The following is a 26,143-nucleotide window of genomic DNA, read 5'->3' on the forward strand; positions in this document are numbered from 1 at the left end:
GGATCGGGATGGGCATGAGCACGCGCTTGACGGGAGGGCGGGGGAACGATGGTTCGGCGCCCATCGCCGTCATCGGCGCCGCTTGCCGCCTGCCGGGCGCGCCGGATCTCCCGGCTTTCGCGCAGCTCCTCGACGAGGGCCGAGACGCCGTCACCGAGCTCCCCGCCGACCGATTCACCCAGTCCCGGTTCCTGCATCCCCGCCCCGGCGAGGTCGGCCGCGCGCTGCATTTCCGCGCCGGCACCATCGGCGACGTGGCGGGCTTCGACGCGATCGGCTTCGGCCTCTCCCCGCGCGAGGCCGACGAGATGGACCCCCAGCAGCGCCTGCTGCTGATGCTCGCCCGCCGCGCCTTCGAGGATGCCGGCTGGCCCGAGGGCGAGGCCGCCGGCCGGAAGATCGGCGTCTGGGTCGGCGCCTCCACCACCGACTACGCGGACATCCGCCAGCAGGACAATGGCAGCGCCGACCGCTACATCATGACGGGCGGCGCGCTCTCCATCGCCGCCAACCGGCTCGGCCATGTCTTCGACCTGCGCGGCCCGGCCATGACGCTGGACACCGCCTGCTCCTCCGGCCTCGTCGCGCTCGACGCCGCCTGCGAGGCGCTGCGGGCCGGGCACGCCACCGCGGCGGTGGTGGGCGGCGTGAACCTCATGCTCTCGCCCTATCCCTTCGTGGGCTTCTGGCGGGCGGGGATGCTGTCGAAGCGCGGCCGCTGCCAGGCCTTCGGCGCGGGCGCGGACGGCTATGTGCGGGCCGAGGGCGGCGTGGTGCTGCTGCTCAAGCCGCTCGCCGACGCGCGGCGCGACGGCGACCGCATCCGCGGCGTGATCCTGGCGAGCGGCGTGAACGCGGCCGGCCGCACCACCGGCATCTCGCTGCCCAATGGCGAGGCGCAGTCGGCGCTCATCACCGAGGTGCTGGCCCGCGCGGGGCTGGCGCCGGAGGCGCTCGGCTATTTCGAGGCGCATGGCACCGGCACGCCGGCGGGCGATCCGATCGAGGCCGCCGCCATCGCCCGCGCCGCGACGGCGGGGCGCAGCGCGCCGCTGCCCATCGGCTCGGCGAAGAGCAACATCGGCCATACCGAGGCGGCCTCCGGCCTGGTCGGCCTGCTCAAGGGCCTGCATGTGCTGGAGAGCGGGCGCATCCCCGCCACGCTGCATGCCGAGATCCCCAATCCGGCGATCCCCTTCGACCGGCACGGGCTCGTCCCGGCCACGGCGCCCATGCCCTTCCGCGGCCGCGCCGTCGCGGTGAACAGCTTCGGCTTCGGCGGGACGAATGCCTGCGTCGCGCTGGGGCGCGCCGAGGATATCCGCGAGGACGGGGCACCGAAGCCCGCCCGATCCGGCCCGCGCGGGGCGCCGCCCCCGCTGCTGCTCTCCGCCCACAGCGCCGCGCAGCTCGACACGCTCGCCGAGGCCTGGGAAGGGCGCCTGCGCGGCCTCCCCGCGCCGCGCGCGCTGGCGATGATCCGCGGCCAGGCCCGCCATCGCGACCTTCTGCCGCACCGGCTCGTGCTGCGCGGCGCGCGCGACGGCGAAGGCTGGGCGGAGCTCCTGGCCGCCCACCGGCGCGGCGAGACGCCGGCTGGCGTCACCCCCGGCGCCGCAGGCCCCGGGCGCGGCGTCGCCTTCGTCTTCTCCGGCAACGGGGCGCAATGGTCCGGCATGGCCGCAGCCGAGATGCGCGGCAGCAAGCCCTTCCGCGAGGCGATCGCCCGGGCCGATGCCGCGCTCCGGCCGCATCTCGGCTGGTCCGTGACCACCGTCCTGCGCGAGGAGGCCTCAGCGGAGGCGCTGGCCGCCACCGAGGTCGCGCAGCCGCTGCTCTTCGCCATCCAGTACGGCATCGTGGCCGCGCTGGCGGCCGAGGGGATCGCGCCCGCCATCTGCCTCGGCCATTCCGTCGGCGAGGTCGCGGCGGCGCAGGCCGCCGGGCTGCTGAGCCTCGCCCAGGCCGCGCGGCTCATCGTCGCGCGCAGCCGGGCGCAGGCGGCCACGCGCGGGAACGGCCGCATGGCGGCGCTGGGCACCACGGTGGCCGAGGCCGAGGCGCTGATCGCAGCCTGCCACCGCCCCGGGGAGGCACTGCTGGAGATCGCCGCGCTCAACGCGCCGGGCTCGCTCACCCTCGCCGGGCCCGAGGCCGCGCTGGCGCGGCTGGGCGAGGCCGCCGAGGCCCGCCGGCTGACCTGGATCCCGCTCGACCTCGACTACGCCTTCCACTCCGCCGCCATGGATCCCGTGCGCGACGTGCTGGTGCAGGGGCTGCGCGGGCTGCGCGCCGGCGACAGCCGGGTGCCGATGATCTCCAGCGTCAGCGGCGAGGCGCTGGCGCGCGAGGCCTGCACGGCCGCCTATTGGTGGCGCAACCTGCGCGAGCCGGTGCGCTTCGAGGCGGCGGTGCGCGCCGCGGCGGCGCTGCGTCCGGCGGTCTTCCTGGAAATCGGCGCCAATGCGGTGCTGCAGGGCTATCTGCGCTCCACCCTGCGCGCGGCCGGGCAGGAGGCGGCGATCCTGCCCAGCCTGCGGCGCAGCCAGCTCGCCGAGGGAATGGCCGAGGCGGCCGATCCCTTCCCCGCCATCGCCGATCAGGCGGCCGCGCAAGGCGCCGACCCGCGCGGCGCCCCCGGCTTCGCCGGCCCCGCCACGCGCGACCTGCCGGCCTCGCCCTTCGCCCTCCGCCCGCACTGGTTCGCCCGCAGCGTCGAGAGTCAGGGCATGGTGGAGGCGGTGCCCGAGGGGCGGCTGATCGGCTTCCGCCATGTCGGCGCCGAATCGGGCGAGGAGTGGCGCCGCACGATCGACACGCTGGAGGAGCCCTGGCTCGCCGACCATGCGCTGGGCGGCCATCCGGTGCTGCCGGCGGCCGCCATGCTGGAGATGGCGCTGGAGGCCGGCTTCCTGCGCCATCGCGCCGCCGCGGCGCTGGAGGTCGCGGACTTCGCCATCCTGCGCGCCCTGCCGCTCGCCGACGACGTCACGCGCGAGACGCGCGTCCGGCTGGATGCCGAGGGCGGCTTCACGCTGGAGGCGCGGCGCCGGCTCTCCGACGAGGGCTGGACGCTGCACGCCACGGGCCGCGTGACGCCGCTCGCCGTCCTGCCCGAGATCCCGATCCGCGAGGCCCGGGGCGCCTGGCGCGACTCCGCGGCGCTCACCGCGCGCGCCGCGCGCGAGGGGCTGTCCTACGGTCCCGCCTTCCGGCCGGTCGCCGGCTGGCGCGCCGATGCCGCCACGGGCCGCGGCGAGGTCCGGCTCGAACTGCCGGAGGCCGCGCCCGGCGATGCCGGCTTCCACCTGCATCCCGTGCGGCTGGACGGCGCCATGCAGGGCTTCCTGGGCCTGCTCGGCGGCGAGGGCGACGCCGAGGGCACCGGCTTCGTGCCGGTGCGCTTCGGCCGCGTGGCCGCCCGGCGCGGCGCGGCGCTGGCGGTCTCGGCCGACCTCGCGCTGGAGCATGCCGGGCGCCGCGGCGCGACCGCCGGCCTCGTGCTGCGCGACGCGACCGGCACGGCGCTGGCGGTGGTGACCGGCGCGCTCTTCCAGCGCCTGCCCCGCCCCGCCCAGGCCGGCGAGGCGCCCGCCTTCCACACCGAGTGGCGCCCCGCGCCGCTGCCCGCCGCCTGGCCCGAGCCGCCGCCGCCGTTCGACCCCGGCGCGCTGCAGCCGCCCCGCACGCCCCTGCCGATGCTGGACGACGCGGCGCTGCTGCTCGCCGCGCACGGGGTCGCGGCCAGCCTCGCGGCCGGGGCGGAGACCGCCGAAGGCCCGCTCGCCGAGGCGCTGCGCGCCCGCGCCCGGGCGCTGGGGCCGGATGCCGGCGCGCTGCCCTCGCCCGGCGCCATCTGGCAGCAGGTGCTCTTCGAGCAGCCCATCCTGGCGCAGGAGCTGGCGGTGCTGGCCGAGGCCGCGGAGGCGCTGCCCGGCGCCCTGGCCGGCCGCCCCACCGCGCCCGCCACGCTTCCCACCGGCGCCGAGAGCCTGCGCCGCCTCGCCGCCGCGCTGGCGGAGAGCGCCGCCGCCCTGCTGCGCGACTGGCCCCGGGGCCGGCCCTGCCGCGTGCTCGTCGTCGGCGCCGAGGACGGGCCGCTGCTGCCCGCGCTGCGCCAGGCCCTCGCGCCGCTCGGCGCGGCGCTGCGCCTCACCGTCACCCACCTGCCCGGCGCCCGCCCGCCCGCCCTGCCGCCCGGGACCGAGGCCGAGTTCGCCGCCTGGGATCCCGGCGTCGACGCGACGCCGCCGGCCGCGGCGGACCTCGTGCTCGGCCTCGCCCTCTCGCTGCGCCGGCCCGCCACGCATCTCCTGGCCGAGGCGCTGCGCGCCGCCACCGCCCCGGGCGGTGCCGTGCTGCTGGCCGAGCCCATGCCGGGCCTCTTCTGGGATCTCACGGAGGGCCTCGCGCCCGGCTGGTGGTCGGCGCCCCGGCTGCGCGACGCCGCCGGCTGGACGGCGGTGATGACCGCCGGCGGCTGGCCCCGTCCGCGCCAGATCCCGCTGCCCGCCCTGCCCTGGGACGCGGCGCTGATCGCCGCCGCCAAGCCCGCCGGCGGCCAGCTCCTGCACGCCGCGCCGGCGCGGCGCTTCGTCCTCTGGGCGAGCGGCACGCAGCGGCTGCTGGGCGAGGCGCTGGCCGAGGCACTGGCGGCCGCCGGCGCGCATGTCGCGCATCTGCCGGCCGATCCGGCGCCCCGCCTGCTGCGCGGCGCCGCGGTCATCGCCCTGCCGGCGCCCGAGGCGGAAAGCCTCGTCCCGCTCGCGCATCTCGCCGCCGTCGCGGACGGGGTCGCGGCGCAGTTCCACGTCGTCGCGCGCGGCGGCGAGCGCGGGCTGGCCGCCGCCGGCCAGATGGCGCTGGCCCGCGTGCTGGCCAACGAGATGCCCGGCCTCAGGCCGCAGCGGCACGACGTCGCGCCCGAGCTGTCGCCGGCCGAGGCGGCGAGCCGACTCGCGGCCGCCCTGCTCAACCCGGCCGATGCGGAGGCGGAGCAGCGCCTTACCGCCTCGGGCCGGCTGGTGCCCCGCCTGGCCGCCGCCCTGCCGCCGGGCCCGCCGCCCGCCGGCCCGCGCCGGCTGGAGGTCGCGGCGCCGGGCCAGCTCGGCAGCCTCGCCTGGGAGGCGGCGCCGGAGCTGCGCGCGGCCCCGGGGCCGGGCGAGGTGCTGCTGCGCGTCGCCGCCGCCGGCCTCAACTTCCGCGACGTGATGTGGGCCCAGGGCCTGCTGCCCGAGGAGGCCCTGCAGCCCGGCTTCGCGGGCCCCGGCCTCGGCATGGAGGCGGCCGGCGTGGTCGAGGCGGTGGGCGCGGGCGTCGCGCTGCGGCCGGGCCAGGCGGTGTTCGGCTTCGCCCCGCGCGCCCTGGCCAGCCGCGCCATCACCCAGGCCGCCGCGCTGGCGCCGCTGCCGCGCGGCCTCGGCATGGAGGAGGCGGCCAGCCTGCCGGTCGCCTTCCTCACCGCCATCCACGCGCTGGAGGGGCTGGCGCGCATCCAGCCCGGCGAGCGCGTGCTGATCCATGGCGGCGCGGGCGCAGTCGGCCTCGCCGCGCTGCAGGTGGCGCTGGCCGCGGGCGCGCGGGTCGCCGTCACCGCCGGCACCGAGGCGCGCCGCGCCTTCCTCCGCGCGGCCGGGGCCGAGGTCGCGCTCAACAGCCGCGACGGCAGCTTCGCCGAGCGGCTGCGGACCGTCTGGCCCGCCCCGCCGGGCGAGGGCTGCGTCGACGTCTGCCTGAACTCGCTCTCTGGCGAGGCGATGGAGCGCAGCCTGGGACTGATGGCGCCCTTCGGCCGCTTCCTGGAGCTCGGCAAGCGCGACTTCGCTGAGGCCCGGCGCGTCACGCTCCGCCCCATGCGGCGCAACGTCGCCTGGTTCGCGGTGGACCTCGACGAGGTGGCGCGGCACCGGCCGGCGCTCGCCTCGCGCATGCTCGCCTCGCTGGCGACGCGGCTGGAGGACGGCGCGATCCGGCCGCTGCCCACCCGCGTCTACGAATCCGGCCAGGCGGAGGAGGCCTTCCGCCAGCTCCAGGCGGGCGGGCATATCGGCAAGCTCGTCATCACCCCGCCGGCCGAGCTCGCCGAGGCCGCGGCCCATGACTGGCGGCCCAAGGGCACCGTGGTCGTGGTCGGCGGCGCCGCGGGCTTCGGGCTGGAGGCGGCCTGCTGGCTGGCGGCTCAGGGCATCCGCTATCTCGCGCTCGTCTCACGGCGCGGTCCCGCCACGCCGGGCGCCGCGGCGGCGCTGACGCGGCTCCGGCTGCTCGGCGCCGATGCGCGCATGATCGCCGCCGACGCGGCCGATCCCGAGGCGCTGGCCGCCGCGCTGGACGGCATCCGCGCCGGCATGCCGCCGATCGAGGGCGTGGTCCACGCCGCCGCGGTCTTCGCCGACGGCGTCGCGGCCCGGCTCGATCCGGCCGCGGTCGCCGCGGTCTGGGCCGCGAAGGCGACGGTCGCGGAGAATCTCGACCGGCTGACCCGGGACGACGCGCTGCGGCTCTTCCTGCTCTTCTCCTCGGCGACGGTGCCGATCGGCAGCCCGGGTCAGGCGGCCTACGTGGCGGCCAACGCCGCCCTCGACGCGCTGGCCCGGCGCCGGCACGCCGCCGGCTGGCCGGCGCTGGCCGTGCAGTGGGGCCCGATCGCCGATGCCGGCGTGCTGGCCGGGGATTCGCCCAACGCCGCCGCCCTCTCGCAGCGCCTGGGCGCGACGGCGCTGAGCTCCGCCGAGGCGCTGGGCGCGCTGCCCGCGCTGCTGGCCAGCGGCCTGCCCGTCATCGGCCTCGCCCGGGTGGACTGGGAGGCGGCGCATCGCAGCCTGCGCCTGCTGGCCGAGCCCGCCTTCGCCCCGCTCACCGGCGCCTTCGCCGCCGATGCCGGCGAGGAGGACCCGCTGCGCGCCATCGCCGAGGCCGGGCCCGAGGCCGGGCTGGAGATCGCGCGCCGGCTGGTGGCGCGCGAGGTCGCGCGCATCCTGCGGCTGCCGCCCGGCGCCGTGCCGGCCGACACGCCGCTGCCGCGCCTCGGGCTGGACAGCCTGGGCAGCATCGAGCTGCGCACGGGGCTGGAGCGCCGCTTCTCGGTCTCGATCCCGCTCCAGGCCGTCACGGAGGAGCTGACGGTGAACGCGCTCGCCCGCGCCATCCTCGCCCAGGTGCCCACGGCGCGCGAGGCCGCGGAATGACCGCTGGCCGGGGGCTGTCCGAGGCCGACCGGTCTGCGCTGCTGCGCCGCCTCTCCGGGCGGTCCGCGCCGGCCGCGGCGCAGGTGGCGCCCGCCTCGGCCCGCGACTTCTCGACCCTGCCGGCGGCGCGCGAGGTGGCGGCGACCCGCGCGCTGGGCCGGCAGATGGGGCTGTCCAACCCCTTCTTCCGCCCGCATGAGGGCATCGCCGGCGCGCGCACGGTCATCGGCAATGCCGAATACGTGAATTTTTCCTCCTACAACTACCTCGGGCTGAACGGCGATCCGCGCGTCGCGGAAGCCGCGCGGCAGGCCATCGCGCGGCATGGCGTCTCGGCCTCCGCCTCGCGCTTCGTCTCGGGCGAGCGGCCGGTGCACGGCTCGCTGGAGGCCGCGCTCGCCGCCAACTATGCGGCCGAGGAGGCGATCGTCATGGTCTCAGGCCATGCGACCAACGTCTCCGTCATCGGCCACCTGCTGGGGCCCGAGGACCTCGTGGTCCACGACGCGCTGGTGCACAACAGCGCCACCGAGGGCGTGCGCCTCTCCCGCGCGCGGCGGCTGGCCTTCCCCAACAACGACTGGGAGGCGGCGGCGGCCCTGCTCGCCGCCGAGCGGCACCGCCACGGCCGGGCGCTGGTGCTGATCGAGGGCCACTACTCGATGGACGGCACGGTGCCCGAGCTGGCGCGCTTCAGCGAGGTCGCCCGGAAGCACGACGCCTGGCTCATGGTGGACGAGGCGCATTCGCTGGGCGTGCTGGGCCCGACGGGGCGCGGCATCTTCGAGGCGCAGGGGGTGGATCCGGGCCTGGTGGACATCTGGATGGGGACGCTGTCCAAGACGCTCTCCTCCTGCGGCGGCTACATCGCGGGCAGCCATGCGCTGGTGGACCTGCTGCGCCACACGGCGCCGGGCTTCGTCTATTCCGTGGGCATGGCGCCGCCGCTGGCCGCCGCCGCCGAATGCGCGCTGGGGATCATGCAGGCCGAGCCCTGGCGCGTGACGCGGCTGCATGCGGTCGCCCGGCGCTTCCGCGACCAGGCCCGGGCGGCGGGCTTCGACACGGGCGGCTCGGTGGGCCAGGCCATCGTGCCGGTCATCCTCGGCGAGAGCGTGGCGACCGCCCGCGCGGCCGAGCGGCTGCTGGAGCTGCGGATCAACGTGCAGCCCATCGTCTTCCCCGTGGTGCCGGAAGGCCAGGCACGCTTGCGCTTCTTCCTCAGTGCCGAGCACAGTGACGCCGAGATTGACGAAACGGTACAGGCCCTGTCACGGGTGGCGCGCGAGGCGGCTTAGCGTTTGCGGATTGCCCTGTTCACGATGGAGAGCGCGGGAAGCGCCGAGGCGGTGCTGCGGTTCGCGGAACGGCAGGCGGACCGGCTTGTGCTGGTGGGCCACTCGCCGCCGCTGGCCGCGCATCGGGCCACCTGGCGGGCCCTGCGCGGCGCCGGCCCGGGAATCCTGCCCTATCTGGCGGTGAACCACCTGCTGCCGCCGCTCGGCTCGTCGCTGCGGCAGCCGCGGCGGCTCTCGGGCCTCTGCGCCGAGCGCGGCATCCGGACGCTGCGGCTGGCCGCTGAGGCCGACATGCAGGCCGCGCTGCGCGAGACGGGGGCCGACCTGCTGGTGAGCTTCCATCTGGACCGGATCCTCGGCCCGGCGGTGCTGGCCGTGCCGGTGCGGGGCGGGATCAACGTGCATCCCTCGCTGCTGCCGCGCCATCGCGGGCCGATCCCGGGTTTTTTCGGACTGGCCGAGGGGGCGACGGGAGTCTCCGTCCACGCGCTGGTGCCGCGCATCGACGCCGGCGGCATCTGGGCCCAGCGCGCGGTCGCGGTGCCGGCGGGGAGCTCGGCCCTCGCGGCGGCACGGGCGCTGCACCTCGCGGCGCTGCCGCTGCTCGAGGAGGTGCTGGAGCGCATCGAGGCCGGCAAGGAAGCGCCCGCCCCGCCCGAGCCGCTGCCCTATCGCGGCTGGCCCGGCGCGGCCGAGCGCCGGCGTGCGGGTGTCCGGCTGCTGGGCCGCGGCGACGTGACGGCAGCCTGGCGCGCCCCGGCCGGCGGGTGGCGGAGGTGAGGGGCGAGGACCGCCCCGCCCGGACGGAGCCGGCCCCTGGAGCATCCGGCCGCGTCGTGCTCGCCTTCACAGGCGGAGTTGCCCCGGCAGCGCGGCGAAGCCGAGCGCGCGCGTCGTGCGGACGGCGCGCCTGCGGCATATCGTGCGGACAGCGCGCCTGCGGCATATCGTGTGAACAGCGCGCCTGCGGCATATCGTGTGAACAGCGCGCCTGCGGCATATCGTGTGAACAGCGCGCCTGCGGCGCGACGCGCCCGAGGGCGTCGCAATGACCCCTCCCCGCAGCTTCCTCTTCCTGCAGGGTCCGATCAGCCCCTTCTTCCCGGCCCTCGCCGCGACGCTCAGGACGCGCGGGCATGCCGTGCACCGCATCAACGTGTGCCTCGGCGACCGCCTCCTCTGGAAGGGCCTCTTCTGGCCGGAGCGGGAATGGCAGGACTTCCAGGCGACGGGCATCTCCGTCGAGGACTTCCAGGGCCGTCTCGGCGAATGGCGCGCCCATGTCGAGCGCGTGCTCGACGACCACGCCGTCACCGATCTCCTCCTGCTGGGCGAGCAGCGGCCCTACCATCGCATCGCCATCGCGGCCGCCAAGGCGCGCGGCGTCGCCGTGACGGCGACCGACTTCGGCTACATCCGGCCCGACTGGATCATCGTCGAGCGCGACGGCCACAACGCCCTCTCGCACTTCCCGCGCGACCCGGCCTCCATCCTCGCCTTGGCCGAGGGGCTGCCGCCGATCGACGAGGTGCGGTACTTCGCCGACCACTTCCCGTCCCAGGCGCGGTGGGACGTGCTGTTCCACCTCGCCAACCTGGCCTTCTGGCCCTTCCCGCATTTCCAGAGCTTCCAGCTCCATCCGATCATCCCGGCCTATCTGGGCACGGCCTGGCGGCTGGTCCTGCGCGGGCGGACCCGGCGGCGGGCGGAGGCGCTGATCGCGGACCTGCCGGAGGACGCGCCCTTCTTCCTCTTCGCGATGCAGATGGAGAACGACTACTCCATCCGGGCCTATTCGCCCTATCCGGACATGGACACGGCGCTGCGCGAGGCGGTGCGCAGCTTCGCCCGCCACGCCCCCCCGGACGCGCATCTCGCCGTGAAGGTGCACCCGCTCGATCCCGGCATGAAGCACTGGACGGCGCGGCTCGCGCGCATGGCGCGGCGGGTCGGCGTCGAGGACCGGGTGCACCTGGTGGACGCGATCCCGCTCGACCCGCTCATCCGCCGCGCGACGGGCGTGGCGACGGTGAACAGCACCGCCGGCATCCGCGCGCTGCAGTTCGGCAAGCCGGTCATCGCGCTGGGCGACGCGCTGTACCGGGTGCCGGGGATGACGCATGAGGACGGGCTGGACAGCTTCTGGCATGAGGCCCGGGTGCCGGACGCGGCGCTGACCGACGCCTTCCTGCGCGGGATCGGGCACCACCTGCATGTGCGGGGCGGCTTCTACTCGGCCGGGGGCGTCGCGGCGGCGGTGAAGGCCACGGCGGACCGGCTGGAGGCAGGCCTCGCCGACTTCTCGCTGCTGCCGCGGCCGGATGCCGGGCCCGCCGTCACGACCGCGCCCGCGCGGAGTCTGGACATCTTCCGGCCCAGCGGAATCGCCTGACGGCGGCGGCCGGACGGCCCGTGCGGCGCCTTGAACCGCAGGGCCCTGCATGCTCGATTGAAGGCGATCCGGACGCTTCGCCGTCGGACATGCCGATGACGAGGCTGAAGGATGACGGTGCCGTCCGCGATCTTCGACGTGATGACGATCCGCCCTCCGGCCATCGGGCTCGAGACCGCGCGCGACGTGGCCTGGTCGCTGTGGGGGCTGCGCGCGGAGCCCCGCCCTCTCCGGGGCGAGCGGGACGCGAACTTCCGGCTGCGCACCGGGGACGGCCGGCAATTCGTCCTGAAATTCGCCAATCCGGCCGAGGATGCCCGCTTCCGGGACATGCAGCTCGGGGCGCTTGATCATATCGCGCGCACCGCGCCGGATCTGGCCGTCCCGCGCGTGGTGCGCCTGCCGGACGGGGCCGCGGAGGCGCGCGTCGCCGACGCCTCCGGCAAGGCCTACCAGGTGCGGCTGCTGTCCTGGATCGACGGCCTGCCGGTCGGGATGTCCCGCCGCAGCGCCGCCCAGCGCGCCGCCGCTGGCGAGTTCCTGGCCCGGCTGCAGGCGGCGCTGGTCGGCTTCGCGCATGAAGCGACGTCGGTGCCCATCGTGTGGGACCTCGCGCATGCGCTCGCGCTGCGCGAGGTGGCGGGCGTGCTCCCCGCCGAGCTGCGCGAGGCCCTGCTGCCGATCCTGGACGAGTTCGAGGCGCGGGTGACGCCGATCCAGCCGCGCCTGCGCCGGCAGGTCGTCCACAACGACTTCAACCAGGCCAATATCCTGGTCGATCCCGACGATCACGCGGCGATCGCCGGCGTGATCGATTTCGGCGACATGGCGGAGACGGCGATCGTCTTCGACGCCGCGATCGCCGCCTATTGCCAGCATGGCGACGACATGCCCATCGCCGAGGCCGCCGGCCACGTGCTGCGCCGCTACCACGCGATCAGCCCGCTGCTGCCGGAAGAGATCGCGATCATGCCGCTGCTGCTGGCCACCCGCGCCGCCATGAGCGCCACCCTCGCCTGCTATCATCGCCACGCGCAGCCGGACAACGACCACTACACGATGACCCCGGACCTGCTTCGGCGCCGCGTGGCCCTGATCCAGGAGCTGCGGGCGCCGGACACGGTCCGGGCCCTGCGCGATGCCTGCGGCGATCCCGCCTGATGCGATCGAGGAGCTTCTGCCGATGACTGCCGATCTTCTGGTCCGGCGCGACAAGGTCCTCGGGACCGGCGCGCCCCTGTTCTACACGACGCCGCTGCATCTGGTGCGCGGCGAGGGCGTGTATCTCTACGACCCCGACGGCCGCCGCTACGTGGACATGTACAACAACGTCCCCTGCATCGGGCACGGCAACCCTTATGTCGTGGAGGCGATGGCGCGGCAGCAGGGCACGCTGAACGTGCACAGCCGTTATCTCCACGAGGGCATCCTGGATTTTTGCGAGCGTCTCGCCGGGCTGCATGGGCCGCATGTCGAGAGCGTGATCGTCAGCTGCTCGGGGACCGAGGCGGTGGAGGTCGCGCTGCGGATGGCAAGGTTCGCCACAGGCCGGCAGGGCATCGTCTGCACCAACGCCACCTATCACGGCAACAGCGAGGCCGTGGGCAAGCTCACGCGGCTGGCTCTCGGGCAGAATGCCAGCCCGGAGGTGCGCTCCTTTCCCTTCCCCGAGACCTACCGGCCGATCGTCGAGGGCGCTGATGAGGCGGAGCTGTGCGAGGCCTACCTGGCGCGGCTGGAGGAGGCGATCCGCAGCCTCCAGGCCAGCCCCGAAGGCTTCGCCGGGCTGATCCTGTGCTCGATCCTGGCCAATGAGGGCCTGCCGGACATCCCTGCCGGCTTCATGGCGCGGGCGGCCGAGATGGCCCGCGCGGCGGGCGGCCTCGTGATCGCCGACGAGGTCCAGGCCGGCTATTGCCGCACCGGCACGTGGTGGGGCTACACGACCACCGGCTACACGCCGGACATCGTGGTCACCGGCAAGCCGATGGGCAACGGGCTGCCGCTGGCCGCGACCGCGGCGAGCAAGGCGCTGGTGGACGAGTTCCGGGCGCGCACGCGGTACTTCAACACCTTCGCCTCCAGCCCCCTGCAGGCGGCGGTGGGGCTGGCGGTGATCGAGTATATCGAGCGGGAAGATCTCGCCGCGAATGTCGCCGAGGTCGGGGCCAGCCTGAAGGCGGCGCTGACCGCGCGGAAGCCGGGCCACGGCTTCATCGGCGACGTGCGCGGCACCGGGCTTTTCCTCGGCGTCGAGATCGTCAGGGACGATGGCGCGAAGACGCCGGACACGGAGCGGACCGTCGCGATCGTCGATGCGCTGAAGGACAAGGGCTTCCTCACCAGCAATGCCGGCATCTTCCGCAACGTGCTGAAGTTCCGCCCGCCGCTGGTGTTCCGCCAGGAGCACGCCGACGCCTTCCTCGAGGCCTTCGACGAGGTGCTGGCGGCGCAGTGAACGAGGGGGTCTATGCCGGGGCCAGGGCCCGGACGACCTCGGCCATGGAGGGCCGCTGCGCCGGCAGGGGCTGCAGGCACCACGTCCGGAGGTCATGGAGGACCGGCAGGTCCTCGGCGCCGTCCCGGACACATGCCAGGAGCTCCTCGAGCAGCAGCCCGAACGCCCGCACCTCGACGCGCTGAAGGACCTCGTCCGCGTCGGGCGGCAGGAAGCTCGCGGCCCCGAAGTCGCTCAGCACCGCCTCGCCCGTCGATCCGTCCCACAGGATGTTGTGGGCGTAGAGGTCGCCATGCAGCAGCCCGCGGCCGTGCAGATGAGCAACGGCAGCAGCCATCCGGCGCGCGATGCGGAGCGCTGCCGGCGCGTCCATCCGCAGGCCCGGATCATACGCATCCCGCGTGCAGCTCTCGAGGCTGGGCGGCCCGGCCAGGACGCGCCAATGCTCCGGGATCAGGGGCATCAGCAGGCCTTCCAGGCCGTCGGGATGGCCGCTCAGCCGCCCGAGCGCGCCGACCAGCTGGGGATGACCGCCGGCGGCGAGGCAGGCTGCCATCTCCTGCCGGGGCAGGCCGTCGCTGGTCATCGCGCCCTTGAAGAGCTTGAGCGCGCCGGGCTGTGGAACTCCCTCGCGCTCCGCCTTCCGGAGCACCCGGTACACCCGTCCCGATGCGCCCTCGCCGAGCAAAGGACCAAGTTCCAGCTCCTGCCAGTTCGCGAGGCCCGCCGGGGGAATTGCGATCCGGTCGAAGGGATTCCCCGCCCAGCCCATCCAGGCCAATGCCGGGTGCGCGCCCATCCATCGCGGCAGCGCCTCGAAGCGGTTGGCCGCGATGCGCAGCAATTCGAGGTCGGTCGCCTCGACCAGGCTTTCCGGCAGGTGCCGCAGCCGATTGCCGGACAGAAGGAGCTTGCGCAGGGCCGGCCGCTGGCCGAGCGCCGCCGGCAGCGTCTCGATCCGGTTGTCCGTCAGGGTGAGCCAGCGCAGCCGCGGTGGCAGGGCCTCCGCGGGAACCTCGTGGATGCCGGCGCCCCGGAAGCCGACCTGGCTCAGCGCCGCGCAATCACCGAGCGCCGACGGCAGGCGCTCGAAGCGATTGCCGGAGCAGAACAGGACCCGCAGGCGTCGCAGGCGGCCCAGATCGTCGGGCAGGGCGGACAGGGCGTTGAAGCCGAGATCCAGCACCTCCAGGGTCTCGGACAGCCCGAAGATCTCGCGCGGGAACTCGGCCAGGCCGCAGCCGGCCAGCCGGAGCTCGCGAGCACCGGCCAGCTTCCCGTCGCGCAGCGCATATAGGCTTGCGAGGCTCATGCGCCGTTCCCGCCAGATGTCCTCAGGCCGGCGGATGCAGCTCCGCCCGCTGCCGCGTGAAGCTCCGCCGCCCGCGCTTGAAGCCGGCCAGCACCGGCGAGACGGAGCGGATCGCGTCCACCGGCGTCGGCGCGTCCACCACCACGAGATCGGCCGGATTGCCCACGGCGATGCCGTAGTCCTTCCGGCGCAGCACCTTCGCGGAGTTGGTGGTGAACATGTCCCAGGCCTGCCGCAGCTCGTGCGCGTCGCCGCGCTGGATCACGTTGCAGTAGAGATTCGCCATGCGGATCAGCTGCGCGTCGCCGAAGGGCGTGAAGGGATTCTGCACGTTGTTCGTGGAGATGTTGCAGAGCGCGCCCTGCGCCATCATCCGGTGCGCATCCACCACGCCGCGGCGGATGTTGTGGTCCTGGTCGCGGCCCATCAGGAAGAGGTCGGTCGCCGGCAGCACGGCGAGCGAGACGCCGGCATCCGCCATGCGCTTGCCGATGCGGTCCTGGTGCGCGGGCGTGGCGCTGGCGATCTTGGTGCCGTGGCCGAAGGCGACGCGGCCCTGCCAGCCGATCTTCTCCGTCAGATCGCAGACCAGCAGCGCGTCGAGGTCGTTCGGATCGGTGCCGCTGTCGAGATGCATGTCGATGTCGACGTCGAACTCCTGCGCGAGCTCGAAGATGCGGCGGATCTGGCCGTGGCGGTCGCGGTCGTAATTGGGCGCGGCGCCGATCACGGTGGCGCCGGTCTTCAGCGCCTCGACCATCAGCTCCTCGGTGCCGGGGCTGTCGAGCAGACCCTCCTGCGGCATCACGCAGATCTCGAGGTCGATGGCCCATTTGTAGGCATCGACCAGCGCCTTCACGCCATGGAAGCCGCGCAGGCCGACGCCGGGATCCACCTCGCAATGCGTGCGCATGACGGTGGTGCCGTGGCTGATCGCGCGCTCCAGCGTGCCCCGCGCGCGGGCGTTCACGTCCTCGACGGTGAAGGTGCTCTTCACGGCGGCGACGCGCTCCATGGCGCGGTGCGGGTTGCGGCCGGGCGCGCAGCCGCAGCGGTCGATGATGCAGCTCTTGTCGAGGTGGATATGCGTCTCGACGAAGCCGGGGGAGACGAAGCTGCCGGCGACATCGAGCACTTCCTTGGCATCCTGCCCGAGATCGGGCGCGATGGCGGCGATGTTGCCGCCCTTCACGCCGATATCCACCAGCCCATTGGGTGCAGCATCGGCAAGGCGCGCGCGGCGCAGCAGCAGGTCGAATTCCATATGAGGACAACTCCGGGTCTAATGGCACGAGGTTTGCTCGATTCCGGCGATGATGAAAACCCACGCTCCCGAGGCTTCGATGTTTCCTTCTCCACTGTACCGCCGTGCGATACTGCTTGGCGCGACTTGCGCTCTGGCCACGCCCGCACTTGCCCAGACCGGCTGGCCCGACCGGCCGATCCGCTGGATCATCAACTTCCCGCCGGGCGGCGCGGCGGACACGCTCTCGCGCATCCTCGCGGCGAGCATCGGCAACAAATTCGGGCAGCCGGTCGTCGTGGAGAACCGTCCCGGGGCAGGCGGCGCGCTGGGGGCGGACATCCTGGCCAAGGCGCCGGGCGACCGGCACCTGGTGATGATGTCGAGCGCGGCCTCGCATGGCATCGGGCCGGTGCTCTACCGCAACACGCCCTATGACGCGCTGCGCGATTTCACGCACATCCGGCTGGTCGGCACCTTCCCCAGCGTGCTGGCGGTGAACCTGGACTTCCCGGCGCGGACGGTCGCGGAGTTCGTGGCGCAGGTGAAGGCGCGGCCGGGCCAGATCACCTACGGCTCCGGCGGCAACGGCACGCTGAACCACCTGATCGGTCAGGTGCTCGCCCGCGAGGCAGGGATCGACCTCACCCACGTGCCCTATCGCGGCTCGGCGGCGGCGCTGACGGACACGATCAGCGGGCAGATCCCGGCCATCATGGAGAGCCTGCCCATCGCGCTGCCGCATCTGCGCGGCGGGCGCCTACGGCCGCTGGCGACGAGCGAGGCCACCCGGCCCGCCTCGCTGGCGGAGGTGCCGACCTTCATCGAGGCGGGTTTCCCCGGAGTCGTCGCGACCAACTGGTTCGGCTTCTCGGCGCCGGCCGGGGTGCCGGCTGAGATCGTCGCGCGCTGGAACACCGAGATCGGCACGGCGCTGGCCGACCCGAACGTGATCGAGCGCTTCGCCGCGATCGGCGTGGTGCCCGGGAACATGGGGCCCGCGGAGTACACGGCCCTGATCCGCGGCGAGCTCGACCGCTGGCGGGAGGTGATCCGCGCCGGGAATATCGTGGCGGATTAGCTTGCGCCCGGGGAGTCGAGGCCCGATCTTGCTGCCATGAGCGGCTCGACCTCCCCCGATGCGATCATCCCCGCCTTCTGGCGCGTCCTGGCCGATCGCGGCTGGCGTGGCGTCACCTTCAGCGGCATTGCCGCCGAAGCGGGCATTCCGCTCGCGGAGCTGCGGCGGGCCTTCGACTGCCCGCAGGGAATCCTGGAGGCGCATGGGCGCGCGGTGGACGCCATGGTGCTGGAAGGCACGGTGGACGACCCCGGCGCCAGCGCGCGCGACCGGCTCTTCGACGTGCTGATGCGCCGGCTCGACGCGCTGCAGCCGGATCGCGCCGGCGTGGTCCGGCTGATGCACGACCTGCCGACGGCGCCGCTGCTGGCGCTCTGGCTCTCGACGAAGATGCTGCCCTCCATGGCCTGGATGCTGGAGGCGGCGGGGCTCGACGCGACCGGCCCGTCCGGGCTGCTGCGGGCGAAGGGGCTGGGCACGGTCTGGCTGGCGACGCTGCGCGCCTGGGAGAAGGACGAGAGCGCCGATCTTTCGGCGACCATGGCCGCGCTGGACCGCGCGCTCGACCGGGCGGACCGGCTGGCGCGGATGTTCGGCTTCGCCCCGAAGGAACCGGAGGCACCGGCGCCGGCCGCCGATACCTCGATGGCCGAGACGCTCGACGAAAGCGGCGCGACGGCCGATCCTGTTTGACGCTGGCACCCTGGCGGCCGAACCTTGCGAAGGTGGGTACCTTTTCACACATTCGCAGCGAAACTGAACCGAAACGGCAAGGTTGAGGAAGGGAAGCTTCCGAAACCAGGTCAAGTCAGGAGAGCACCATGGGCAGCGGCTTCAATGCAGACGAGATCATGAAGATGTTCGGTTCGATGAAGATGCCGAGCATGCCCGACTTCCAGGCACTCGCCGAGGCGCAGAAGCGCAACCTCGACGCGCTGACGACGGCGAACAAGCTGGCCATGGAGGGCGCGCAGGCCGTGGCCAAGCGCAACATGGAAATCGTGCAGCAGGCGATGAGCGAGATGAGCCAGGCGGTGCAGAGCCTGGCGGCCACCGACGGCTCGCCGCAGGACAAGGCGACCAAGCAGGCCGAGATGATGAAGTCGGCCTATGAGCGCGCGGTCGCGAACATGCAGGAGATCGCGGAGCTCATCCAGAAGTCCAACGGCGAGGCCGTGGGCGTGCTGAACCGGCGCTTCGGCGAAGCGCTGGAAGAGGTGAAGAGCCTCGTGCACAAGGGCTGAGGCCTGCGGGCCTCGGCTGGTTTCAGGGTGCGGGGAACGGGTTCCCTGCCAGGGCTGGTCGCGAGCGGAGACAGCATTTGAGAGAGGCGGCGCCTCTCTCAAGCCGAGCGCCAATTCAAGCAGGCCTTAACAAGGCCAGGCGCTATTCAGGCGAAGCCGCTTTTCTTAAATACGCCGCAGGTTCCACAGCATCGGGTTGGGCGCCTGCAGCACGCCCGTGAGATCCGCCCGGAACGCCGTCCTCAGCCGGAACAGCCCGGTCGGCGCGATCGGCACCGCCTCCCACAGCAATTCCTGCAGCTTCTTCATCGCCGCCTCCTGCGCCGCCACGTCCGGCGCCTGGACCCAGGCCGCGACCTGCTCCTCCACCGCCGCGTCGTCCGGCCAGCCGGGCCAGGCCGCGGCGCCGTTCATGCGGATGGTCCAGCTCACCGCGGGATTGGCGATGGTCGCCGCCGGGCCGTTGGTGTTGTGCAGGTTCCAGCCGCCCTGCGCGGGCGGCGCCCGGTTGGCGCGGCGGGCGATGATGGTGGCCCAGTCGCTCTCCACCGCCTGGATGTTCACGCCGAGCCGCCGCATCAGGTCCACCGTCAGGCGGCCCTGCTGGGTCACCGCGGGAAAGTCGCTGGGGTTGATGTGGATGATGGGCTCGCCCCCTCCGTCCAAACGATAGCCGGCGTCGCGAAGGGCGGCGCGGGCGCGGTCCATGGCGGCCTCGCCGCGGGTCGCGGGCGTGGATTCGACGACGTTGGGCAGGCCGCAGGGGAACATGGCGTGGCATTCCTGCCAGTCCTGCGGCAGGGCGACGGCGGACATGAAGTCCTGCTGCACGATCACGTCGCGGATGGCGCGGCGGACGCGGACGTCGCTGAAGGGCGGGTGCAGGCAGTTGAAGCGCAGAAACCCGAGAAAGCCGTTGGGATCGTAGATCTGCGTCCTGGTGTTGCGGTCGCGCTCGAACACGGGGACGAGGTCCGGCAGCGGGTACTCGACCCAGTCGATCTCGCCGGTGCGCAGCGCGGCGGCGGCCGTGCCCCCATCGGGAATCCAGATGAGCTCCAGCCGGTCGAAATGCACGCGCTTGCCGCCGGCGGCCGCCTCGGCGGGCTCGTCGCGGGGGATATAGGCCTCGTTGCGCACATAGGCGGCGCGGGCGCCCTGGACGAACTCGCCGGCCAGGAACTTCCAGGGGCCGCTGCCGACCGCCTCGGTGATGGGGCGGTCGGCGGGCTGCGCCGCGAGCCGCTCGGGCATCATGAAGCAGGGCGAGGAGCCGGGCTTGGCCAGCGCGTCGAGCAGCGCCGGGAAGGGCCGGGCGAGGCGGAAGACGATGGTCCTGTCGTCGGCGGCGGAGAGCTCGGCGGTCGCCTGCATGAGGGCCTGGCCGAAGCCGTCGCGGATCGCCCAGCGGCGGATGCTCGCCACGCAATCGCGCGCGCGGACGGGCTCGCCGTCGTGGAAGCGCAGGCCCTCGCGCAGGGTGATACGCCAGGTGAGGGCGTCGGCGGAGACCTCGTGGCCGGCGGCCATCTGCGGATGCGGGCGCAGCGCCCGGTCGGCGCCGTAGAGCGTGTCGAAGACGCAGTAGCCGTGCGTGGTCACGATGGTGGTCGGGTTGAAGATCGGGTCCAGCACCGCGAGCCCGGCCTGCGGCATGAAGCGCAGCGTGCGCGCGCGGGACGTCTGGGCATGGGCCGGCGCGGCAAGCAGCGCCGGCGCCATCAGCAGGGAACGACGGTCCATCCATTTCCTCCATGCGGCGCGGGGACGCAGGGATGGGAATGCATCGAGGATGCGCACCGCTCCCTTCGCCGGTCCGAACCGGATCAGGTTCCAGGGCTCGCGGGATGACGTCCCGCCTCTCAGCGCCCGATCCCGCTCAACGCTCGGCCGCCGTCTTTCGGCGGACGGGCAAGGTTGATCGGGCGGATAGGCGCTCACCCAGGTGACACGGATGACATGCGCCGGGGCGTGGCCGCTGTCCAGATGCCTGGATGTCGCAGGATTTGCTCGCACTCCCTGCCCGCTTCATTACAGTGTCGCCCAACGAAGAATCTTCAGGGTTGGGGGGACGAGTGTCGGAAAAGCCTTTCGAGGGCGTGGCCGAGAGCCGTGAGGCCGGCTACGCGGACGACCTGCGCGACTTCTCCTATCGCAGCTACGGGCCGGAGGACTGGATCGGCCTGGTCCTGCTCTGGATCCTCGGCATCCTCGTCTTCACGCAGTTCTTCTCGCGCTACGCGCTGAACGACAGCGTCGCCTGGACCGAGGAGGCCGCGCGCTACCTGCTCATCGTGCTGACCTTCATCGGCTCGGCCGGCGCGGTGCGCCGCGGCACGCATATCCGCGTGGAGGCGCTGGAGTTGGCGCTGCCGATGGGCCCCCGGAAGGTGCTCTGGGCGATCCAGGACGCGCTGCGGCTCGGCTTCTGGATCTTCGGCGCCTGGATCGGCGTGGACGTCGCGGTGCTCATGGGCACGATGCCGATGGACAGCCTCGATGCCACGCTGGCCTGGGTCTACTGGCCCGTGGCCTTCGGCTTCGCGACGATGGCGCTGCGCGAGGCGCTGTGGATCCGCCGGCGCTGGATCTTTCATGACGCGCCGCAGTCGCAGGATGTGATCGCGTGACCGCGGCGATCCTGCTCTTTGGCTTCTTCGCGCTGCTGGCGCTCGGCCTGCCCGTCGCCATCGCGCTGGCGGGCGCCTCCATTCTCTTCGCGCTCATCGACGGCTCGGTGCCGCTGGTCGCGATCGTGCACCGCATGGTCGGCGGCGTGGACAGCTTCCCGCTGCTCTGCGTGCCCTTCTTCGTGATGGCCGGCATGCTGATGAACACGGGCGGCATCACCGAGCGCATCTACGACTTCGCCGTCGCCGCCGTGGGCTGGATGCGCGGCGGGCTCGGCCAGGTGAACGTGGTGGGCAGCGTGGTCTTCGCGGGCATGAGCGGCACCGCGGTGGGCGACGCGGCCGGCCTCGGCACCATCGAGGTCCGCGCCATGCGGGCGCATGGCTACGACCCGAAATTCGCGGTGGGCATCACGGCGGCGAGCTCCATGCTCGGGCCGCTGCTGCCGCCCTCGCTGCCCCTGGTGGTCTATGGCGTCTCGGCCAATGCGAGCATCGGGCAGCTCTTCGCGGCGGGGATCGTGCCGGGGCTGCTGGTCGCGGCGTGCCTGATGCTGATGGTCTACTGGTATGCCCGCCGCTACGGCTACGGCGCGGATGCGAAGTTCCGGCTCTACGAGCTGGGGCGCACGCTGGCGCGCGGAATCCTGCCGCTGCTCACGCCCGTCATCATCATCGGCGGGATGCGCGCCGGCGCCTTCACGCCGACCGAGGGCGCCATCTGCGCCGTGGTCTACGCGCTGTTCCTGGGCTGCCTCGTCTACCGCACGCTCGGCCTGCGCGCGCTGGCCAAGGTGAGCTTCGAGACGGTGGAGGTGACGGCGACCATCCTGCTCATCGTGGCGGCCTCGGAGATCTTCGGCTGGCTGCTGACGACGACGCGCGTCTCCGAGCAGGTGGTCGGATTCGTGCTCGCCATCACCGAGCAGAAATGGGCGATCCTGCTCATCGCCAACATCTTTCTCCTGCTGGTGGGACTTGCGATCGAGCCCTTGCCGGCGATCCTGATCCTGACGCCGATCATGCTGCCGGTCATGGAGCATATCGGCGTGGACCCCGTGCATTTCGGGCTGATCATGGTGCTGAACCTCTGCATCGGGCTGCTGACGCCGCCCGTGGGGATCGTGCTCTTCATCCTGGCGCGGGTGGCCAATATCAGCTTCGAGGATGCGGCGCGCGGCGTGCTGCCCTTCATGGTGCCGCTGATCGGCGTGCTGCTGCTCTGCACCTACATCCCGGAACTCGTGATGTGGTTACCAACGAAATGGTATCGCTGAAAACGCATGACGCCGGAGGCGCCGCTCCGGCAACCTGACCGCATGGCAACCAGGGAGATCCCGCCATGTGCGATGCTTGCGTGATGGAGGGCGTGGCGCGCCGGCTGGGCCGGCGCGGCGTACTGGCTGCGACGGCCGCGGCCGCCCTCACACTCGGCCTTTCCGCCCATCCCGCGGGGGCGCAGGCGCTGCGCAGCGCGCCCGTCAGCCGCGTGGTGGACCTGACGCACACGCTTCGGCCGGATTTCCCGACCTTCGACGGCTCGCCGGCCATCGAGATCCAGCTCACGCTCACCCGTGCGAAGGACGGCTACAACGTCAACCGCCTCGCCTATTACGAGCATGTGGGCACGCATTTCGACGCGCCCTTCCACTTCTCCGACGGACCCACGGTGGACCGCATCGCCGTCGAGGCGCTGGTCTGCCCGCTGGTGGTGCTCGACATCCGCGCCAAGGCCGCGGCCGAGCCGGACTACCAGGTGACGCCCGGGGACCTCGCGGCACTGGAGGCCGCACATGGCCGGCTGCCGCAGGGCTCCTGCCTGGCGCTCAACTCGGGCTGGGACGCGCATGTCGCGACGCCGCGCTTCCGCAATGACATGCGCTTCCCCGGCTTCCGGCCGGACCTCGTCCCGCTGCTGCTGGAGCGCGGCGTGGCCGGCGTGGCGGTGGACACGCTCTCGCTCGACCACGGCGGCTCGCGCGACTTCGCCTTCCACACCGGCTGGCTCGGCGCCGGGCGCTGGGGGGCCGAGGCCGTCGCGAATCTCGGTGCGCTGCCGGTGACCGGGGCGACCATCGTGGCAGGGGCTCCGAAGATCCTGGGTGGAACGGGCGGGCCAGGGCGGATCATCGCGCTGGCCTGATCGCCTCCGCTCACTTTCAGGGCTTCGAGGCGTTGAGGCGGGGAGCATGCCCTAGCCCCGCGCGGCCGCCTCCGGCACGATGCGGGCGAAGCTTTCCGCGGGAGCCCTTCCATGCACCGACGCGCCCTCCTCGTCGCCCCTCTCCTCGCCACGCCCGCCCTGGCGCAATCGAGGACCATCCGGATCATCGTGCCCTTCGCGGCCGGCGGCATCATCGATGTCGCCGCGCGCATCCTGGCCGAGCCGCTGGCCGTGGCGCTCACCCAGACGATCGTGATCGAGAGCCAGCCCGGCGCAGGCTCCACCATCGGTGCGCGGACCGTCGCGCGCGCCCCGGCCGACGGGCAGACGCTGCTGGTGAACGGCGCCGCGCATGCGGTGATGAGGGCGCTCTATGCCGATGCGCCCGATCCCGCGCGCGACTTCGCGCCGGTCACGCTGATCTCGCAGCAGCCCTTCCTGCTGACGGTGCACCCCTCGGTCCCGGCGCGCGACCTGCCGTCCTTCCTCGCCTGGCTGCGCGAGCGCGGCGACAAGGCCACCTTCGGGACCTCGGGCGTGGGCGCGGCCTCGCATCTCGCGGGCGAGCTGCTGAAGAAGCTGGCGGGGGTGGACTTCACCGTGGTGCCCTATCGCGGCACCCCCCAGGCCGTGGCGGACCTCACGGCCGGGCGCGTGGACTTCATGATCGACAGCCAGACGCTGCTGGCGCCGCTGGCGCGCGACAGGCAGGTGGTGCCCATCGCGGTGACGACGCCCGAACACTCGGCGATGCTGCCGGACCTGCCTGTTATCGCCGACGTGGTGCCGGGCTTTTCGTGCTCCTCCTGGCAGGCGCTCTACGCGCCGGCGGGGACGCCGCTTCCGGTGATCGTGCGGCTGGCGGAGGGCTGCGCCACGGCGCTGGCCCAGCCGGCGACGCAGCGGCGGCTCGCGGATGCCGGGCTGCAGGGGATGCCGGGCGGGCCGCAGGCGCTGGCCGGATTCCTGGCGGCGGAGACGGCACGCTGGGTGCCGATCCTGGTCGCGACCGGCGCGCGAGGAGGTTGAGGCCGGATCATGCAGCAGCCTCTCACGGGCCCGGATCCGGCCCGCCCAGGGTGCGAGGCATCGCCTTCCGGGCCGGCCGTCTCCTTCCCGTGATCGGACAGTCAACCCAGCAGGATCGGATACAGGAATGACGCAGCGGCTCGAAGGCAGGACGGCGGTGGTCACGGGCGCGGGGGCGGTCGGGCCGGGCTGGGGCAACGGGCGCGCGACGGCGGTGCTCTTCGCGCGGGAAGGGGCGCGCGTGGCGCTGGTGGACCGCGACGCGGCCGCGCTCGAGGAGACGGCCCGCATCATCGCCGGCGAAGGCGGCTCCAGCATCAGCATCGCCGCCGACGTGACGAGCGAGGCCGACATGCGCGCCATGGCCGCGCGCTGCGAGGAGACCTTCGGGCGCATCGACATCCTCCACCACAATGTGGGCGGATCGATCCCCGGCGGGCCGGAGGAGATGAGCCTGGAGGATTTCCGGGCCCAGCTCGACCTGAACCTCTCCAGCGCCTTCCTGGCCGCGAAGGTCGTGCTGCCGGTCATGGTGCGGCAGGGCTCGGGCGTGATCACCACGGTGGGCTCGGTCGGAGGCCTCGCGCATCTCGGGCACGACCATGTCGGCTATTCCGCCTCCAAGGCCGGGCTGGTGCAGTTCACGCGGCAGATCGCGGTGAAGTACGGCGCGCGCGGCATCCGCTGCAACACGATCATCCCGGGGCTGATGGACACGCCGCTGCTGGCGGTGCGCGTCAGCCAGCAGAAGGGGCGCAAGAGCCTGCCGGAGCTGCTGGAGGAGGCGAAGACGCGCGTGCCGCTGGGCCGCCGCGGCGACGCCTGGGACGTGGCGCATGCCGGCTTGTTCCTCGCATCGGACGAGGCGCGCTACATCACGGGCACGGAGCTGCTGGTCGATGGCGGGCTGATGGCGCGCAGCGGCTGACGCACAGTCAGCGCCGCGCCTCACTGATTATATTGTTTGCCCTCCCGCGATGACGGGCGATACGCTGCGGCTGCGAACCGCAGGCGAGGCCGATCCATGGCATGGCTGACACGAAGGCCCCTTCTCGCTATGCCCGCGCTGGGCCTCTCGCTGTCGGCGGCGCGCGCCCAGTCGGATTTCCCGTCGCAGCCCGTGCGCGTGATCATTCCCTTCGGGCCGGGCGGCGGCACCGACAACCTGATCCGCGTCATCGAGCCCGTGGTGAGCCGCTCGCTCGGGCGACGGCTCGTCATCGAGAACCGCCCAGGCGGCGGCGGCATCATCGGCACCGAGATGGTCGCGCGCTCGGAGCCCGATGGCTACACGCTGCTGGCGAACGAGCAGACCTTCGTCATCAATCCGAGCCTCTTCCCGAACCTCCCCTACGACACGCTGCACGACTTCACGCCGGTGCAGATCCTGGCCAACGCGCCGATCGTGCTGGTCGTCAACGCCGCCTTCCCGGCCCGGACGCTGCAGGAGGTCGTGGCACTCGCGCGTGCCCGGCCGGGCACGCTGAGCTACGCCTCGGGCGGGAACGGCTCCACGGTGCATCTGGCCGGCGAGATGCTGAAGCTCGCCGCCCATATCGACCTGATCCACCTGCCGTACCGCGGCAGCGGGCCCGCCATGAACGACGTGGTGGCGGGGCACGTGCCCCTGGCGATGAACGGCCTCAGCGCCGCCGGCCCGCATATCCGCGAAGGCCGCGTGCGGGCGCTGGCGGTCACCGGCCCCGAACGGGCGGCCGCCTTCCCTGATGTGCCCACCTTCCGCGAGCTCGGCTTCAACGTGGACATCTACACGCATTGGGGCGTGGCCGCGCGCGCCGGCACGCCGGCGCCGATCATCGCCCGCCTGGCCGGCGCATTCGGCGAGGCGGTGCGCGCGCCCGAGCTCGCCGAGAGGCTCGCCTCCATGGGCTACGTGCCCAATGGCCAGGGCTCAGCGGCCTATGCGCAGGTCATCTCCGACGAGCTCGAGCGCTTCGGCCGGGTCATCCGCGGCGCCAACATCAGGCCCGACTGATCGCGGCCGCGCCCGGTCTCCTTGCACGGCCCGGGGCCAGGGGCTAACTTCCGCACCCAGGGCCGAAAGGGAGCCGGAAGGCTCCCGGAAAGCCCGATAACGTCTTGAT

The 26,143-nt window shown here is 73.3% G+C and carries 18 protein-coding genes; 15 read left to right on the forward strand and 3 right to left on the reverse strand.

Going from position 1 to position 26,143, the window contains the following annotated elements:
* Positions 1-14 precede the first annotated feature (14 nt).
* The 6 genes from AC1ROY_RS02120 to AC1ROY_RS02145 all read left to right on the forward strand — a co-directional run bounded on the left by AC1ROY_RS02120 (position 15) and on the right by AC1ROY_RS02145 (position 13,335).
* Positions 15-7,187 carry an SDR family NAD(P)-dependent oxidoreductase gene (locus AC1ROY_RS02120; protein ID WP_493146680.1) on the forward strand — a complete coding sequence of 2,391 codons (7,173 nt, stop codon included), beginning with the start codon at positions 15-17 and terminating at the stop codon, positions 7,185-7,187.
* Positions 7,184-8,485, forward strand: coding sequence for an aminotransferase class I/II-fold pyridoxal phosphate-dependent enzyme (locus AC1ROY_RS02125; protein WP_493146682.1), 1,302 nt, complete (start codon positions 7,184-7,186; stop codon positions 8,483-8,485). Before AC1ROY_RS02120 ends, AC1ROY_RS02125 begins: the two co-directional genes overlap by 4 nt.
* Positions 8,486-8,509: 24 nt before the next feature.
* Positions 8,510-9,265 carry a formyltransferase family protein gene (locus AC1ROY_RS02130; protein ID WP_493146684.1) on the forward strand — a complete coding sequence of 252 codons (756 nt, stop codon included), beginning with the start codon at positions 8,510-8,512 and terminating at the stop codon, positions 9,263-9,265.
* A gap of 268 nt (positions 9,266-9,533) precedes the next feature.
* On the forward strand, positions 9,534-10,877 hold the full coding sequence (locus AC1ROY_RS02135) for a capsule polysaccharide biogenesis protein (protein ID WP_493146685.1): 1,344 nt from the start codon (positions 9,534-9,536) through the stop codon (positions 10,875-10,877).
* 111 nt (positions 10,878-10,988) lie between these two features.
* Entirely contained in the window at positions 10,989-12,038 is a 1,050-nt protein-coding gene (locus tag AC1ROY_RS02140; protein ID WP_493146687.1) for a phosphotransferase, read from the forward strand.
* Between the two features lie 22 nt (positions 12,039-12,060).
* Positions 12,061-13,335 (forward strand): aspartate aminotransferase family protein, encoded by a 1,275-nt coding sequence (locus AC1ROY_RS02145; protein ID WP_493146688.1) that lies wholly within the window; start codon positions 12,061-12,063, stop codon positions 13,333-13,335.
* Positions 13,336-13,345: 10 nt separating this feature from the next.
* Here AC1ROY_RS02145 and AC1ROY_RS02150 read toward each other — a convergent pair whose 3' ends face one another.
* Complete coding sequence (locus AC1ROY_RS02150) at positions 13,346-14,647, reverse strand: leucine-rich repeat-containing protein kinase family protein (RefSeq protein WP_493146690.1); 1,302 nt, start codon at positions 14,645-14,647, stop codon at positions 13,346-13,348.
* A gap of 22 nt (positions 14,648-14,669) precedes the next feature.
* On the reverse strand, positions 14,670-15,911 hold the full coding sequence (locus AC1ROY_RS02155) for an amidohydrolase family protein (protein WP_493146692.1): 1,242 nt from the start codon (positions 15,909-15,911) through the stop codon (positions 14,670-14,672).
* A 79-nt stretch (positions 15,912-15,990) separates the two neighbouring features.
* Between AC1ROY_RS02155 and AC1ROY_RS02160 the strand changes: the two genes are divergently transcribed.
* The 3 genes from AC1ROY_RS02160 (at position 15,991) to AC1ROY_RS02170 (ending at position 18,215) form a co-directional block, all read left to right on the forward strand.
* Entirely contained in the window at positions 15,991-16,971 is a 981-nt protein-coding gene (locus AC1ROY_RS02160) for a Bug family tripartite tricarboxylate transporter substrate binding protein (protein ID WP_493146695.1), read from the forward strand.
* 36 nt (positions 16,972-17,007) lie between these two features.
* Complete coding sequence (locus AC1ROY_RS02165; RefSeq protein ID WP_493146697.1) at positions 17,008-17,664, forward strand: TetR family transcriptional regulator; 657 nt, start codon at positions 17,008-17,010, stop codon at positions 17,662-17,664.
* Between the two features lie 128 nt (positions 17,665-17,792).
* Entirely contained in the window at positions 17,793-18,215 is a 423-nt protein-coding gene (locus tag AC1ROY_RS02170) for a phasin family protein (RefSeq protein ID WP_493146699.1), read from the forward strand.
* Between the two features lie 165 nt (positions 18,216-18,380).
* Here the strand turns inward: AC1ROY_RS02170 and AC1ROY_RS02175 are convergent, their stop codons facing one another.
* Positions 18,381-19,958, reverse strand: coding sequence for an ABC transporter substrate-binding protein (locus AC1ROY_RS02175; RefSeq protein ID WP_493146701.1), 1,578 nt, complete (start codon positions 19,956-19,958; stop codon positions 18,381-18,383).
* Between the two features lie 332 nt (positions 19,959-20,290).
* Here AC1ROY_RS02175 and AC1ROY_RS02180 point away from each other — a divergent pair, with 332 nt between their 5' ends.
* The 6 genes from AC1ROY_RS02180 (at position 20,291) to AC1ROY_RS02205 (ending at position 26,034) form a co-directional block, all read left to right on the forward strand.
* Complete coding sequence (locus AC1ROY_RS02180; protein WP_493146704.1) at positions 20,291-20,845, forward strand: TRAP transporter small permease; 555 nt, start codon at positions 20,291-20,293, stop codon at positions 20,843-20,845.
* The gene (locus tag AC1ROY_RS02185) at positions 20,842-22,122 is read left to right on the forward strand and encodes a TRAP transporter large permease (protein WP_493146706.1); all 1,281 of its coding nucleotides are present in this window, start codon (positions 20,842-20,844) and stop codon (positions 22,120-22,122) included. The genes AC1ROY_RS02180 and AC1ROY_RS02185 overlap by 4 nt, the downstream gene beginning before the upstream one ends.
* Before the next feature lie 65 nt (positions 22,123-22,187).
* Positions 22,188-22,988, forward strand: a complete 801-nt coding sequence (locus AC1ROY_RS02190) for a cyclase family protein (protein WP_493146708.1) — start codon at positions 22,188-22,190, stop codon at positions 22,986-22,988.
* Positions 22,989-23,099: 111 nt separating this feature from the next.
* Positions 23,100-24,038, forward strand: coding sequence for a Bug family tripartite tricarboxylate transporter substrate binding protein (locus tag AC1ROY_RS02195; protein WP_493146709.1), 939 nt, complete (start codon positions 23,100-23,102; stop codon positions 24,036-24,038).
* Between the two features lie 127 nt (positions 24,039-24,165).
* Positions 24,166-24,966 (forward strand): SDR family NAD(P)-dependent oxidoreductase, encoded by an 801-nt coding sequence (locus tag AC1ROY_RS02200; RefSeq protein ID WP_493146711.1) that lies wholly within the window; start codon positions 24,166-24,168, stop codon positions 24,964-24,966.
* Positions 24,967-25,095: 129 nt separating this feature from the next.
* Complete coding sequence (locus AC1ROY_RS02205; protein WP_493146714.1) at positions 25,096-26,034, forward strand: Bug family tripartite tricarboxylate transporter substrate binding protein; 939 nt, start codon at positions 25,096-25,098, stop codon at positions 26,032-26,034.
* The last annotated feature ends 109 nt before the right edge of the window (positions 26,035-26,143 follow it).

Source organism: Roseococcus sp. GW821-FHT12F05 (assembly GCF_058806835.1).